This window comes from Psychroserpens sp. (assembly GCF_036960315.1).
Classification (GTDB): Bacteria; Bacteroidota; Bacteroidia; order Flavobacteriales; family Flavobacteriaceae; genus Psychroserpens.
The window spans coordinates 561250-576092 of the sequence record NZ_JBALVR010000001.1 but is presented as its reverse complement, the minus strand read 5'-3'; the positions used below and the strand labels follow the sequence as shown (position 1 = coordinate 576092).

At 33.6% G+C, this 14843-nt stretch carries 13 protein-coding genes; 6 read left to right on the top strand and 7 right to left on the bottom strand.

Translation table 11 applies throughout. The features are described from left to right. The first annotated feature begins 3 nt into the window (after nucleotides 1-3). The gene (gene porT / locus V7719_RS02540; RefSeq protein WP_335728285.1) at nucleotides 4-717 is read left to right on the top strand and encodes a type IX secretion/gliding motility protein PorT/SprT; all 714 of its coding nucleotides are present in this window, start codon (nucleotides 4-6) and stop codon (nucleotides 715-717) included. A gap of 136 nt (nucleotides 718-853) precedes the next feature. Here porT and V7719_RS02535 read toward each other — a convergent pair whose 3' ends face one another. Then, nucleotides 854-1567: an RNA methyltransferase gene (locus V7719_RS02535; protein ID WP_335728284.1), complete on the bottom strand. Its 714-nt coding sequence runs from the start codon at nucleotides 1565-1567 to the stop codon at nucleotides 854-856. Between the two features lie 138 nt (nucleotides 1568-1705). On the opposite strand from V7719_RS02535, the gene tamL reads away from it, so the two are divergent. From tamL to accD, 3 genes are all read left to right on the top strand, one after another. Next, a complete protein-coding gene (gene tamL / locus V7719_RS02530) occupies nucleotides 1706-4234 on the top strand; it encodes a translocation and assembly module lipoprotein TamL (RefSeq protein WP_335728283.1) in 2529 nt (842 codons plus the stop codon). Between the two features lie 139 nt (nucleotides 4235-4373). After that, on the top strand, nucleotides 4374-5441 hold the full coding sequence (fbaA, locus tag V7719_RS02525; RefSeq protein WP_335728282.1) for a class II fructose-bisphosphate aldolase: 1068 nt from the start codon (nucleotides 4374-4376) through the stop codon (nucleotides 5439-5441). 35 nt (nucleotides 5442-5476) lie between these two features. Continuing rightward, nucleotides 5477-6334, top strand: a complete 858-nt coding sequence (accD, locus tag V7719_RS02520; RefSeq protein ID WP_335728281.1) for an acetyl-CoA carboxylase, carboxyltransferase subunit beta — start codon at nucleotides 5477-5479, stop codon at nucleotides 6332-6334. Nucleotides 6335-6387: 53 nt separating this feature from the next. On the opposite strand, the gene V7719_RS02515 is transcribed toward accD, so the two are convergent. Further along, nucleotides 6388-7230 (bottom strand): hypothetical protein, encoded by an 843-nt coding sequence (locus V7719_RS02515; protein ID WP_335728280.1) that lies wholly within the window; start codon nucleotides 7228-7230, stop codon nucleotides 6388-6390. Nucleotides 7231-7410: 180 nt separating this feature from the next. On the opposite strand from V7719_RS02515, the gene rpsO reads away from it, so the two are divergent. Then, nucleotides 7411-7680 (top strand): 30S ribosomal protein S15, encoded by a 270-nt coding sequence (rpsO, locus tag V7719_RS02510; RefSeq protein WP_335728279.1) that lies wholly within the window; start codon nucleotides 7411-7413, stop codon nucleotides 7678-7680. A gap of 199 nt (nucleotides 7681-7879) precedes the next feature. Next, complete coding sequence (locus V7719_RS02505; protein WP_335728278.1) at nucleotides 7880-10135, top strand: polyribonucleotide nucleotidyltransferase; 2256 nt, start codon at nucleotides 7880-7882, stop codon at nucleotides 10133-10135. Between the two features lie 58 nt (nucleotides 10136-10193). On the opposite strand, the gene V7719_RS02500 is transcribed toward V7719_RS02505, so the two are convergent. Genes V7719_RS02500 through V7719_RS02480 form a run of 5 tightly spaced genes read right to left on the bottom strand, consistent with a single transcriptional unit; the run spans nucleotide 10194 to nucleotide 14825 of the window. Beyond that, nucleotides 10194-10559 (bottom strand): hypothetical protein, encoded by a 366-nt coding sequence (locus tag V7719_RS02500; RefSeq protein WP_335728277.1) that lies wholly within the window; start codon nucleotides 10557-10559, stop codon nucleotides 10194-10196. Nucleotides 10560-10590: 31 nt separating this feature from the next. Beyond that, complete coding sequence (locus V7719_RS02495) at nucleotides 10591-11166, bottom strand: hypothetical protein (RefSeq protein ID WP_335728276.1); 576 nt, start codon at nucleotides 11164-11166, stop codon at nucleotides 10591-10593. A 16-nt stretch (nucleotides 11167-11182) separates the two neighbouring features. Continuing rightward, complete coding sequence (locus tag V7719_RS02490; protein ID WP_335728275.1) at nucleotides 11183-11911, bottom strand: sterol desaturase family protein; 729 nt, start codon at nucleotides 11909-11911, stop codon at nucleotides 11183-11185. Between the two features lie 6 nt (nucleotides 11912-11917). Next, complete coding sequence (locus tag V7719_RS02485) at nucleotides 11918-13144, bottom strand: radical SAM/SPASM domain-containing protein (protein ID WP_335728274.1); 1227 nt, start codon at nucleotides 13142-13144, stop codon at nucleotides 11918-11920. Next, nucleotides 13137-14825 carry a hypothetical protein gene (locus V7719_RS02480; protein WP_335728273.1) on the bottom strand — a complete coding sequence of 563 codons (1689 nt, stop codon included), beginning with the start codon at nucleotides 14823-14825 and terminating at the stop codon, nucleotides 13137-13139. The genes V7719_RS02485 and V7719_RS02480 overlap by 8 nt, the downstream gene beginning before the upstream one ends. Nucleotides 14826-14843 lie beyond the last annotated feature (18 nt).

The following is a 14843-nucleotide window of genomic DNA, read 5'->3' as shown; positions in this document are numbered from 1 at the left end:
TTTATGAAGAAAATACTTATCGTTTTAACTTTGTTAATCATTTCGCAGAGTGCTTATGCTCAGTTGTTCAGCAAAGAGAAAATAAGAAATCAAGAAAATTTTGATAAGCAATTATTAAGTTGGGGATTTTATCTCGGACTCAATAGTTACGATTATCAATTTAACTATGAACAGGACCAGCCAGATATTTTGACAGAAACCAGTATGGGTTTTAGCGTTGGCTTAATCTCTAATCTTAGAATCAATAATCATTTAGATTTACGTTTCGAGCCTGGACTATTCATCACTACACGAAACCTTCAATACGATCCGAGTTATTTTAATGATTTGGAGTTTACTAATGTCGATTTAATACGAGAAGTGAAATCAACATATGTTCACTTTCCATTATTATTAAAAGTCTCGACCAAACGTCTAAACAATTTCAAGCCATTTATTATTGGTGGTTTTTCAATGGCATTAAATTTGTCGAGTAACGAGGAAAATCCTGATGATAATTCTGCGGGACAGTTTAGAACTAAAAAAAGTGTTCTGTTTTACGAATTAGGATTCGGTATTGATTTCTATAATCAATACTTTAAGTTCACACCTTCTATTCGAGGTGTTTTTGCGCTTAATGACGAGCTAATTAGAGATGAAGACCCTAATAGTCCTTGGACAGGAAATGTAACTACCATGAAAACTCGTGGGATTTTCTTGAATTTCACGTTTCAGTAGAAAATAGTTTTCAGTAACAGCTTCCAGCGTTTACTCTTCTGGTAAATAGTTGTGTTTCTCAGTTATTTATATGAACATTAATCGACTTCAATATGTTTCTATTCTGAAAATTGAGACGGTGACTAAAACCTGAATATTATTTCCGTTTAAATTCACTCAACACGATAGCCGTTGCCGTGGCTACATTTAGACTTTCGGTAGTTTGAAGATTTCCAAATCTTGGAATACTTAGTTTTTTGGTGACCAATTTTTCCATTGATTCTGAAACCCCATTAGCTTCATTTCCCATGACGATTACACCTTCATCTGGCAATGATTCAGAGTAAATCGATTCGCCATCCATAAAGGTCCCAAAGACATCATGAGGATAAGCTTTGATATAAGCCTCAAGGTCTACATATTGGATATCAACTCTAGCTAAAGACCCCATTGTAGCTTGAACAACTTTAGAATTGTAACAATCAACCGTCGATTTAGTACACACTAAATTGTTAATACCAAACCAATCGCAAAGTCTAATAATCGTTCCTAGATTTCCTGGATCACGAACATCATCCAGTGCTAATGTCAATCCGCTTCCTTTTATTTCGTTTTGCTTCGGAATTTTAAAAAGTGCTAGAGCTGTATTAGGTGTTTTAAGACTACTTATCTTTTGCAGTTCCATTTCAGAAACAAGTATCGTGTCAGCCTCAAAAATGGCTTCTATTGAAAACAATTGGTATAACTCAAAGGTCGAATTTAAAAACTCCTGAACACCTTTTACACCTTCTACCACGAATAATTGATGCTGTACTCTAAACTTTTTTTGGCTTAGACTCGTAATTAATTTTACGTGGTTCTTTGTTAGCATTAAAATGTATTTATTTTCGTGATTTAGTGACTAAAATACAAAGTAATACTTTTTTGGTCTATTATTTGTTATCATAAGAACTTTAGAATATAATAAAGCCTTAAATTTGGGTAGAATTAAATGCAAACACCTTTCTTTTTGAAATTTGACATTTCCAAGATATTAATCTTTGTAATCCTATGCAGCACATTTTCATGTGATGTGATGAAGCGCGTTAAAAAAGACGAGCATTTATTGACTAGCAACACCGTTTTGGTAAATGACAAAAAAAATAATACCGAAACGATTAATAGCCTCATTTATCAAAAACCAAATGGAAAACTTTTGGGTGTGCCATTAAGAGTTCATATTTTCAATTTAGCAAGACCAAATATAGACTCTATATTAAATGAAAAATATAGAAACCCAGAAGATCCTAACACCGGACTTAAAAACTTCTTATCACTTAAACAATATGAAGCGCTTATAAAATCAAAGAAAAACTTCAACAAGTGGCTTAAAAAAACTGGTGAGTCACCTACTATTTACAATGAGGCACGAGCTCAAAAAACAGCAACAGCTCTCAAGAAATATTATTTTAGTAGAGGTTGGTTTAATGTTAAAACATCTTTTGAAACCGAAAAAGACAGTAACCAAAGTGCTAGAGTAACTTTCAAGGTAGAAACTGGATCCCCTTATCTTTTAGACTCTATAAAGACCATTATAAAGACACCCATCGTCGATTCTTTGTACAGCTCTAAATTAAAGAAAGGCTCATTAATAAAAATGGGACAGCAATATGACGAAGACAATTATACTGCGGAACGTGATAGAATAACAACAGAACTTAGAAATTCTGGTTTATTTCATTTTGGTCAAGATTACATTACTTTTGATCTTGATACTATAGGAAATAATAAAAAAATAAAGACCGACTTATTAATTGCTGAAAGAGCCATTAGAACAGAAGATTCGGTAGCACGAGTACCATTTAAAATTTATAAGATTAAGGACGTTAATATATACACTGATCATAAGAATACATATCAAGACTCCATACTTACAGATTCTGTTCAATATAAAAATTTCAACCTATACAGCTACGAAAAACTAAAATACAGACCAAAAGCGATTACCGATGCCGTTTTCATCAATAAAGACGAGGTTTTTAGAGACATTGACCGAACGAGAACCTATCGTTATTTGAGCGAACTACAAGCCTTTAGATATCCAAGAATCACCTATATTGAAAATGAAAGTGATACTACATTAACAGCCAATGTATACTTGGTACCTAGAAAGAAATTTGAACTTACAACCAGCTTTGAAGTCTCTCAAAGCAATATCCAAACTATAGGTTTTGCATTTAGTACCGGACTATTAATTAGAAATATTTTTAGAGGTGCGGAAACTTTGGAAATTTCGGCTTTGGGAGCCGTTGGATCATCAAAAGATGCCTCAAACTCCAAAGATCAGTTTTTTGATATAAATGAGCTTGGTGGAAATCTGCGTTTAAACATCCCTCGCTTTTTTCTTCCTTTTGGTACCGAAAAAATTATTCCGAAGTACATGTCACCGAGCACCAGAATTGGACTCAATGCTACCAGTCAGCGAAATATTGGATTAGATAAACAAACCTTTACAGGAACTCTAAATTACAATTGGAATCCTACACCTAAAGTGACAAATAATCTAGATTTATTCAATGTTCAGTTTGTAAAAAACTTAAACATTGATAACTATTTTGGTGTCTATCAAAATTCATATGACAGATTGAATGACATTGCTCAAGATATAGGGTATTTGCCAGAGGATGAAAATCTAACCATCCCAAACGAAGCCGATATATTTATTAATGATGTTATAAATGGCAACACATCGTTAACACCAGATGATGACGATTTTGTTAGCGTCAATAATATAAATGAGCGAAAAGAGCGACTCACCGAAGACAACCTTATTTTCTCCTCGAGCTTTAACTTCGTTAAAAATCGAAGAGAAAATATATTTGATAATGATTTCTCTATTGTAAGATTTAGATTAGAACTAGCTGGAAATCTATTATCAAATTTATCAAAGGTATTAGACTTACCTAGAAATACCGATGGCAGATATGAGGTATTTGATGTCCCTTTTTCTCAATACGTCAAAACTGAAGTCGACTATGTCAAACATTGGGATTTAGGTAGAAAAAATGAGCTAGCCATACGTACCTACTTTGGAATTGCCATCCCTTACGGAAATTCTAACAGTATTCCATTTGCCGAAAGTTTCTTCGCAGGTGGACCCAATGATGTTAGAGCCTGGACAGCCTACAATTTAGGTCCTGGAAGCTCTCTTTCTACCAATGAGTTCAATGAAGCTAACATGAAAATAACGCTTAGTGCAGAACAGCGTTTTAATTTAGTAGGCCGATTTAATGGTGCTATTTTTATAGATGCAGGAAACATCTGGAATGTCTTTGATAACGTCGAAGATGAGAGAGCAACCTTTGATGGATTTAGCTCATTAAAAGATATCGCTGTTGGTTCAGGGTTTGGTATTCGTTACGACTTTAGCTTCTTTGTTTTAAGAGGTGATATAGGTTTTAAAACCTATGATCCATCGCGAGAATTAGGAAATCGTTGGTTTAAAGATTACAATTTCAGTAACGCCGTTTATAATATAGGTGTGAACTATCCTTTTTAATCCCATTCAAAATTACTTCTATTTCTTCGAGAACGATAACGTTTGCGTAGGTTTCAGTTGATTCAAAGTCTTAAAAAAACCCAAATCCTATTCAAATTTTACTTATTTTTGATTTTTATTTTCAACTTAAAACGAAACCATGAGTCATAATATTAAAGCAGGAGTTGCAACCGGACGTGAAGTACAAGATATTTTCAATCTAGCAAAAGAAAAAGGATTTGCCATACCAGCAGTAAACGTTATTGGATCTAATACTATTAACGGCGTTTTAGAAACAGCTAAAGCATTAAACGCACCAGTAATTATTCAATTTTCAAATGGTGGTGCACAATTTAACGCAGGGAAAGCATTAAGTAATGAGAATCAAAAAGCAGCAATTGCTGGTTCTGTAGCAGGTGCAAAACATGTGCATTTAATGGCAGAAGCTTATGGTGTTCCTGTAATTTTACATACAGATCATTGTGCGAAGAAATTATTGCCCTGGATAGATGGTTTATTAGATGCTAGTGAAGAACACTTTGCAGCCACTGGAAAACCACTTTATAGTTCTCATATGATTGACTTATCTGAAGAGCCTCTTGAAGAGAACATTGCGATTTGTAAAACCTACCTTGAGCGTATGAGCAAAATGGGTATGACTTTAGAAATAGAATTAGGTATTACAGGTGGTGAAGAAGATGGTGTTGATAATACAGATGTAGATGATTCTAAATTATACACTCAACCAGAAGAAGTAGCCTATGCTTATGAAGAACTAAGCAAAGTAAGTGATCAATTTTCTATCGCTGCTGCCTTTGGAAATGTACATGGAGTATACAAACCAGGGAATGTGAAGTTAACACCAAAAATTCTTAAAAACTCTCAAGAATTCTTATCTCAAAAACACAATTTACCACACAATCATATCGATTTTGTATTTCATGGTGGATCAGGCTCTACAGTTGAAGAAATTAGAGAAGCCATTGGATATGGTGTTATCAAAATGAATATTGATACAGATATGCAATATGCATTCATGAGCGGTATTCGTGATTATATGGGAGAAAAAGAAGCGTATTTGAAACAACAAATTGGAAATCCAGATGGTGGTGATGTTCCAAATAAAAAGTACTATGACCCTAGAGTATGGCTCAGAAAAGGAGAAGTTACATTCGTTGAACGTTTAAAAAAGGCATTTGAAGACCTAAATAATGTAAATACTTTATAACTTTGCAAACTAACTACTAATTAAATTTAATTTTAATGTCTTGGTTTAAAAGGAAAGATAAAGGGATACAAACCTCTACCGAAGAGAAAAAAGACACACCTAAAGGGTTGTGGTATAAATCTCCAACAGGTAAAATAATTGATACTAAAGAATTAGAGCAAAACTTTTATGTCAGTCCAGAAGATGGATATCACGTTAGAATTGGAAGTAAAGAATATTTCGAAATTCTGTTTGATGATAATAAGTTTAAAGAATTGGATGCAGCATTGACATCTAAAGATCCTTTAAATTTTGAGGACACTAAAAAATATCCTGACCGTTTAAAGGCAGCACAAGAAAAAACCAATTTGAAAGATGCCGTTAAAACTGCTGTTGGAAAATCTAAAGGAAAAGATTTAGTCATCGCTTGTATGGATTTCTCTTTTATTGGAGGTTCTATGGGAAGCGTTGTAGGCGAAAAAATCGCTAGAGCAGCAGATCATGCGTTGCAAAATAAAATTCCGTTTATGATTATCTCAAAATCTGGAGGTGCTCGTATGATGGAAGCCGCTTTATCCTTAATGCAATTAGCTAAGACTTCTGTTAGGCTCGCGCAATTGGCAGAAGCAGGAATTCCTTATATCTCTTTATGTACAGATCCAACAACAGGTGGAACTACAGCTTCATTTGCGATGTTAGGAGATATTAATATTGCAGAACCTGGCGCATTAATTGGTTTTGCTGGACCTCGTGTTGTCAAGGATACCACAGGACAAGATCTACCAGAAGGTTTCCAAACCTCTGAATTTTTATTAGAGCATGGGTTTTTAGATTTCATAACACATCGTAAAGCATTAAAAAACAAAGTAAATCTGTATATCGATTTGATTACTAATCAACCTTTAAGAGCATAAAAAAAGCGAGCCATTTGGCTCGCTTTTTAATTGACTCCAACTAAACAACCAACCTAATTTAAAGTCACGTCAATTACGTTTCCGTTATTAAAAGTAAATGTTGCTTGATTATCACAATCTCCATTACCATAATCAAATGTTCCTCCAAAGTTAGTACGCTGAACGTCTACGCTTCCACTTACAAAAAAGAAGCAAATAACTTCACGTCGTAAAGGCGTAATTACTTCATAAGAATGTGTGTTACCGTTAACAAAAGTTGTCGACCAATTCCCCATGATTTCAAATACATTATCACTAAAAACGCCACTTCCAAAACCTTCAACCCATTCTCTAATTCTTAACCCTTCTCTGCTCGCTTGCGCACCATTAGGCCAAATAACAGTCATGTCTAATGTGTGAGTGAATTGTGGGTTACCATTGTCGTTTGACAATTCTTTTAATAATGTTTTACTTCCAATAATGTTCTTGGCATCAAAGAAAAAATTAATCAAATCATAAGTAATTAAGACTTGTTGCGCTTCGGGATCCCTAGTGTAAGAAAATACGATTTGACCTTTAAGCAAATGTCCATGAACCACGCAGCCCTCTGTACCAAAATCCACCGTAACTTCTCTAAAACCTTGTTGTGCTACAATTGTAATCGTCACACAATCTGGTAATCCATTACGTGATTGTCCTTCAGCAAGTCTATCAGAATCACTAAGCTCTTGACCTTCATAAGCATCGATAATAATGTCACCTACGACACTCGCCGCTTTATCAATTTCAGAAGAGAGTCTTACTTCCGAAATATCTTCATTTTGTTCTTCTTGTGCAACAGAATCTTCGTTGCTACAACCTGTAAATGTCAAACCTAAAACCACTAAGGCTAACATTAATTTTGTCATTGCTTTCATAATTGAATTATTTGATGTTAATATGATGTTAAGACTATCCAAAAATGAAAACGTTTAATTTTCAGTTTAAAAAAATAAAAGCGACACTGTAAATGCTTGCAAATCATCAAAAATTACTATATTTGCCGCTTGAAAGAAAGACTTTCAACGTACATAAAAATCATTTACAATAATATTAGCATGTATTTAGATCAAAAGGAAAAAGAAGCCATCTTTAAAAAACACGGCAAAAGCGTAAAAGACACTGGAAGTGCAGAAGGTCAAATCGCATTATTCACTTACAGAATTAACTACTTAACTGGGCACTTAAAGGAAAATCGTAAAGATTATAACACAGAGCGTTCTTTAGTAAAATTAGTAGGTAAAAGAAGAAGTTTACTAGATTACTTAACTAAGAAAGATGTCTTAAGATATCGTGCGATAGTTAAAGAATTAGGATTAAGAAAATAATATCAAAGAGGCTTCGTGCCTCTTTTTTTATACAATTAACTCTTACGATAGAGTATAACAATCGTAAATAAGAAGCTAATTATAGTTTTTCATTGGTCAAGACATTACGTCTCACAACAACAACTACAACAACACAACGACCATTGTTTAACATTGTTCTGGCATGGAATATATTGCCTGAACTAGAATTAAAAAATTTATGATTCCAAAAGTTTTTAGAGAGGTCATTGACCTAGGTGACGGTAGAGAAATTTCTATCGAAACTGGAAAATTAGCAAAACAAGCTCATGGTAGCGTTGTTGTGCAATCTGGAAAATGTATGTTATTATGTACAGTAGTTTCCAATTACGAACAAAAAGATCTTGGTTTTCTACCATTGACAGTAGATTACAGAGAAAAATTTGCTGCAGCAGGTCGTTATCCTGGAGGTTTCTTCAAAAGAGAAGCAAGACCAAGTGACGGTGAAGTATTAACAATGCGTTTAGTGGATCGTGTTTTACGTCCATTATTCCCAAAAGATTATACCGCAGAAACTCAGGTGATGATACAGTTAATGTCTCATGACGATGACGTTATGCCAGATGCTATGGCAGGATTAGCGGCTTCTGCTGCTATTCAATTATCAGATTTCCCTTTTGAATGTGCTATCTCTGAAGCTAGAGTTGGTCGTGTGAATGGTGAATTTGTAATCAACCCAACACGTGCGCAATTATTAGAATCTGATTTAGATATGATGATTGGTGCTTCTGCCGATTCAGTAATGATGGTAGAAGGTGAAATGGACGAGATTTCTGAAGAAGAAATGGCTGATGCTATTAAGTTTGCACACGAAGCTATTAAAGTTCAATGTGCTGCTCAATTAAGATTAGCAGAAGCATTCGGAAAGAAAGAAGTTCGTGAATATGAAGGGGACAGACAAGAAGAAGATTTAGCCAAAAAAATTCATGATATGGCTTATGATAAAGTGTATGCTATCGCAAAAGCTGGATCTGCTAAACATGAAAGAAGTGCTGCATTTAAGGAAATAAAAGAAGATATTAAAGCGACGTTTTCCGAAGAAGAAATGGAAGATTATGGTGGTTTAGTTTCTGATTATTACCGTAAAGCTGAAAAAGCTGCAATTAGAGATTTAACCTTAAATGAAGGTTTACGTTTAGATGGTCGTAAGACTGACGAGATTAGACCAATTTGGTGTGAAGTAGATTACTTACCATCAACTCACGGGTCTTCAATCTTTACACGTGGAGAAACTCAAGCATTAGCAACAGTTACTTTAGGAACATCTAGAGACGCAAACAAAATAGATATGCCATCTCATGAAGGTGAAGAAAATTTCTATTTACATTATAACTTCCCTCCTTTTTGTACTGGAGAAGCTAGACCAATTCGTGGAACCTCTCGTAGAGAAGTTGGACATGGTAATCTAGCACAACGTGGTTTAAAAGGAATGATTCCTGACGATTGTCCTTACACTGTAAGAATTGTATCTGAAGTATTAGAATCTAACGGTTCGTCTTCTATGGCTACTGTATGTGCAGGAACTATGGCTTTAATGGATGCTGGTGTGCAAATGATAAAACCAGTTTCTGGTATTGCTATGGGATTAATCTCTGATGCTGATTCTGGAAAGTACGCTGTATTATCTGATATTTTAGGTGATGAAGATCATCTTGGAGATATGGATTTTAAAGTGACTGGTACTGCAGATGGTATCACAGCTTGCCAAATGGATATTAAAGTAAAAGGATTATCATATGAGATTTTAGTGAATGCACTACAACAAGCTCGTGCTGGTCGTTTACATATCTTAGAAAAATTGACAGATACGATTGCTACACCAAACGCAGATGTTAAGGATCATGCGCCTACAATGGTAACAAGACGTGTTCCTAACGAATTTATTGGAGCCTTAATTGGACCTGGTGGAAAAGTAATTCAGGAAATGCAAAAGGAAACTGAGACGACTATCGTAATAAACGAAGATCCAGTAACTGAAGAAGGTATTGTTGAAATATTAGGTGTAGGAAGAGAAGGTATTGATGCTGTAATGGCAAAAATAGATTCTATACTATTTAAACCAACAGTTGGTAGCGTTTACGAAGTAAAAGTTATTAAAATGTTAGATTTTGGCGCAGTTGTAGAATATATGGATGCTCCAGGAAACGAAGTTTTATTACACGTAAGTGAATTAGCTTGGGAACGTACAGAAAATGTATCTGACGTTGTAAATATGGGAGATGTTTTTGATGTGAAGTATTTTGGACAAGATCCAAGAACTCGTAAAGAAAAGGTATCTCGTAAAGCTATTTTACCAAAACCAGAAGGTTATGTAGCAAGACCACCAAGAGATGATAAACGTTCTGGTGGACGTGATAACAGAGGCAGTAGAGATAATCGTGGACGTGATAATCGTCGTGATGATCGCAAACCAAGAGAAGATAAGAAAGAAGAATAATTTCTTTTCTCAATAATAAAAAAGCCTCACAATTAACTTGTGAGGCTTTTTTTATATTTTACTTTATTACTTTTTCACCACCTAAACCTGCATTAACTATTAGAAATAGTATGCCAATTCCAAGTATTGAAACTATTAATGTCTTTCTAATAGATGCTTTTTTATCTCTTAGTTCAATAGACTCAATATCTTTTTCAAAAATTAAGATTCGTTTTGAACTATTTTTTTTCACACCGTAATAACGACCATCAATAAACTCAATTTGTTTAAATTTTAAAGCACTCTTATCATTTGTTTTAATCATCACTTTACCATCTGTTTCTGATAATTGCTCTAATGTTAAATACGTTGGTTTATAAACTGAACAACTTTGAAAAAAAATTAGGAAACAAAAGATTAAGGCCAAAGGTTTTATTTTTTTCATAACTAATAATTTTAGTTGGCTTAATTATTTGTTAATAATTCCATTGAAATAGAAGTCCAAATGATGCCAAATTTGAAACTGAGTTAAAATTCCCTGCTACCCTAATACCTAATGAAAAGTGTTCCCTAAACAAGTACCTGAACTTCATAACAACCGGAAACCCTATAGCCGAAGCTGATTCATCCATTTTTTCAGAACCAAGACCTAAAAAACCAGTACCATTGAATATCTGTTCTTTTTTATCATAATTTAAAAAACCTATCCCTGCATAAATGTCAATAAAAAAATGTTCTGATGACCTGAATTCTCTCCCGTACAAAAAATTAGATTGCACAAATCTTATAGATGAAGAGTCCTCAAACCAGCCATCACTAGAACTTTTATCGACCACAGAGTATGCAAATGCAAAAACATGATTATTATATGAGACACTCGCATCTAAAGTCACCCCTAGACCAATATTAAGTCCTTTTGCAATAGAGAATTCTGGGAGTGTAAATGAAAATGAATTGAATTTTAATTTATTTTTTCTTTCAGCGTTTTGGCTAAATGCTGCGATTCCCATAAACGCAACAAATAAAAGAGTTAGAATGTTTTTTGTTTTCATAATTCATATTTTTTAATTAAGGGTTAGATGTACTATAAGTCCCCATCAGTCGATCCCAACACGTAAAATACAATCCAAAATTATACTTCGAATTTCTATGATGCACATCATGATCTTTAGGTGTGTTTTGCCATTTAAATACTTTTAGCTGTTTAATATTATACCCAAGATGCACAAAGGTGTCATAGGCAATTATAATTGTAATAAATACGATTAAGGCCAAGTTATGCCATGGGATTAAAAACATAACGACTGGAATAATGCCAAGCGTTAAAAGGGATTCAAAAGGATGAAAGGCAAAAGCACTCCAAGGGGAAGGATTCTTAAACTTGTGATGCAATAAATGCACGTATTTAAAGAGTGATTTATGATGTATTAATCTATGAATCCAGTAAGAGTAGGCATCATGAACTATAATCATTAATACTATACTAAACATAAAATAAGGCCATCCAAACTCATTAATCTCTGTGTAATTTCTAGTATAACCCTGTTTAAGCCAATAGAGAAATAGCCAAATACCTGAACTATAGATACATAGTGTTATGAGAGAATACTTCATTTCTTTAAGAATTTGTTTTTTCTCTGGAAGCTCATTTTGAAGCTTTAAGTCTTTGTATTTATTTTTTCCAAAAACATATAACCACAAATATGGAATACCGGCAACTAATACATATCTTAAGACTAATACTAGCAACAATAGTATCCACAAATAAAACGACGGTATATTAAGTAAACTTTCCATAATGCGTTAATATATTGGACAACCTAGTTTGGTCATCGCTCTTAATTGATTTTCAAAAGAATCATCTAGCATATTTCCTGAATTTGTATGACAAAACGGACACGCATTTAAATTCCCATCGGTATCCACATACATGCTTCTATTTCCGCCAGCATAACATCCTTGTCTTCGCTGATAATAACCATGATAATTAATTATTGGGAAGTCTAAATAATCATCAGAAAAATTCATTTTAACATAGAATGACTCTAATATTTCTATCTTTTCGCTACTAATTGAAACTTGTTTTCCGTCGAAATGCCCAACCTCTTTCGGTTCTAAAAACTGAACAAACGGTACTCCCAAATCTTTAGCCAATTTCATATAAGTCATTAGGTTTTCTTCACTAATAAAATCCTCTAGAACACATAAAGACAATGCGACAACCAAATTGTTAGCAACTGCATTTCCGGCACCATTAACAGCCCAATAGTAAGCGTCTTTATACTTTCTGAAATTATTGTGGGTTTCTTCATCAAAATGATCTAAGCTTATAAATAATCCTGTCAGCCCAGCATTTTTTAAATCTTTAGCTCTTTCATTAGTTAACTTATAACCGGAAGTATTAATCCAAAAATTAGTGTTTGGTTGAGATGTTGCCAGTAATTCAAATAATAACCTAGGTTTAATTAATGGTTCTCCACCTGTTAAATGTATTTGAGCCGTTCCCATATCTTGTAATTTCCCTATAATACATTTTAAATCTTCAGGGCTTAATTGCTCCTTCTTATTTAAAATATCCCAAGCATAACAATGATCACATTGCAAAGGGCATTTTTTTGTCACAGCGACATAGACATGATTAAACCTGAGTACATCGCTTTTAACGACCTTAAAATTATTAAGTTCTGAAGTAATAAATCTTTTGTAGATATCATCATTCCAACCTGGCGTGTAAAGTCCCATGTAATATTTACTATCCACTTTTATCATTTTTTTAAGCTTAAAATCTCCTAAGAAATTTTTACGCAGTCGTATTAAATATTTAAGTGCTAAAACCCAATGCAAAGGATTAGAATAAGCTTTAATAATAATTCGCATTAAACTTATACGAAGTCTAAAATGACACCAGTTCATCTTTAGTCCGCTAATTATTTTAACAGAAGCGTTCAAACTATTGGATGATGTTACAGGCAATTGTTCATCAATAACTGTTGTTGCAATAGTCGCTTTGAGTGTTGTTGATCTATTCATTTTGAGCCAAATTATTTAAACTAAAGTTGACAAATTCGAAATAGGACTTTTCAGAAAATATAGTAAAGGCACCATCGTCTCTAAAAGACTCTAATTTCTGCTGATCTGGAATACCTTTATAATCTCTTAAATAATTATAATAGCCTCTATTTTTGAGAAAAACTGTAGTCTCAAGATCATCTATTGATGGTGTAGAAGGAAAACTTACAGTAACCTCATCTCCAATATTTGGTTGTACAAAGTACTTTTCATCCCTATTATTTAGTAAATGGGTTACATCGTTTTCGTTTTGATCTAAGGCCGAAACAGGATTAATATAAGTAAGGCTTAAATTTAAATTTTCAGAGAAATCTACACCAACGTAATCCACTTCCCAAAACATAAAACCTGTTTCTAGTTTGATTTGTAAAATCTCTTCGGTAGTCGAATCCAAATGTATGGGTACCACCAAATCTCTCATTGCCAAAGGCCCAACAGAATTTAATCGTTCAACCAACTCCCAACCACTTTTTGTTTTTACATATACCGAGAGTGGTATGTTCTGTCCGTTTGCCCATTTGCTTAATTGTTCTTTATCAACAGTTTGTTGTTTCTTCTGAAAGGTGTTGTAGTAGGCTCCAAACTGTTCGTTAAATTTTCCGAAGACATAATCTAACCATACCGAATTCTTAGCAGTCAAATAGAGTTTTACCTCTTCAGCATTTTCTGGTTTATCGAATTCAAAGATTATACTTCTTATACTATTTGATGTAGATTTCAAGGAATTGAATGCATAATAGTTATTGTCCTTTTTTAATGCTAAATCCAATTTTTGAGTATCACTTTCATCTAAAATTTTAATTGGCGAATTAATACTCTCAAATGTTTGAAACGCACCTTTACTGTCGATAAGCACTTCGATATTCTTAGGATGATTTACTGAAATTAGCTGTAGCTGATCTGTATATTGAATTTCTTTTAATTGGTTGGATACTTTAAGCGTATACCATTCATTTTCAGGACAAAAATTGGGTAAGGCTAGATAATCATTTCTCTGAAGGTTTGGCGTTATGGCTCCTGGATATAACTCGCCCACAAATTGATATTCTTGGCCATCTTTTATATACACGAATGGACACGAACTTTTTAAAGCTAAGTAAACTGCACTAACAAAAAAAACGGCTCCTACGGTTGTGAGTAACACATTAGCAACAGTTCGACCTGTATTTTTATCATTAACTGAAATTCTATTAATGTCACTAAGTGATATATTTACCGTTTCTGCATCATGAAAATTAGCGGCTGTTTTTAGATAGAAATGGACTTCATTTAAAGGATTTGTTTTTTTATTTACATAACGATGCACACGTTTTTTATCTCTAGGCTTTTTATAATTATGAGCTTCATTTACTGGTTCGATAGTTCCAGAAATCATTTGTTCATCATCATTGAGTATCATATCGCGAAGATGCCAGAATAAAATACCGGAATGCACAATAACATACTTTTCAGAAGTATTAAATGTATCAACTTGCTTCGCAATGTTTTCCTCTGTTGTAGGTACATCTCTTACCGAAAAATAAGAGCATGATACCGAAAGGTTTAAAACTGCTATTGCAATGCCAATAGATATATACTTTGATAAGGTTTTAGGTAATTTATAAAATGACTTGGAGGTTTTAGTTATTGGTTGTGGTTTCATTATGACACTTTTTTAAAA

Bases quoted from the DNA above. Each gene is read 5' to 3' on its own strand.
- rpsO (WP_335728279.1), top strand. From the start codon at position 7,411: ATGTATTTAGATCAAAAGGAAAAAGAAGCCATCTTTAAAAAACACGGC.
- V7719_RS02500 (WP_335728277.1), bottom strand. From the start codon at position 10,559: ATGAAAAAAATAAAACCTTTGGCCTTAATCTTTTGTTTCCTAATTTTT.
- porT (WP_335728285.1), top strand. From the start codon at position 4: ATGAAGAAAATACTTATCGTTTTAACTTTGTTAATCATTTCGCAGAGT.
- V7719_RS02490 (WP_335728275.1), bottom strand. From the start codon at position 11,911: ATGGAAAGTTTACTTAATATACCGTCGTTTTATTTGTGGATACTATTG.
- V7719_RS02535 (WP_335728284.1), bottom strand. From the start codon at position 1,567: ATGCTAACAAAGAACCACGTAAAATTAATTACGAGTCTAAGCCAAAAA.
- fbaA (WP_335728282.1), top strand. From the start codon at position 4,374: ATGAGTCATAATATTAAAGCAGGAGTTGCAACCGGACGTGAAGTACAA.
- V7719_RS02480 (WP_335728273.1), bottom strand. From the start codon at position 14,825: ATGAAACCACAACCAATAACTAAAACCTCCAAGTCATTTTATAAATTA.
- V7719_RS02515 (WP_335728280.1), bottom strand. From the start codon at position 7,230: ATGAAAGCAATGACAAAATTAATGTTAGCCTTAGTGGTTTTAGGTTTG.
- accD (WP_335728281.1), top strand. From the start codon at position 5,477: ATGTCTTGGTTTAAAAGGAAAGATAAAGGGATACAAACCTCTACCGAA.
- V7719_RS02485 (WP_335728274.1), bottom strand. From the start codon at position 13,144: ATGAATAGATCAACAACACTCAAAGCGACTATTGCAACAACAGTTATT.
- V7719_RS02495 (WP_335728276.1), bottom strand. From the start codon at position 11,166: ATGAAAACAAAAAACATTCTAACTCTTTTATTTGTTGCGTTTATGGGA.
- V7719_RS02505 (WP_335728278.1), top strand. From the start codon at position 7,880: ATGATTCCAAAAGTTTTTAGAGAGGTCATTGACCTAGGTGACGGTAGA.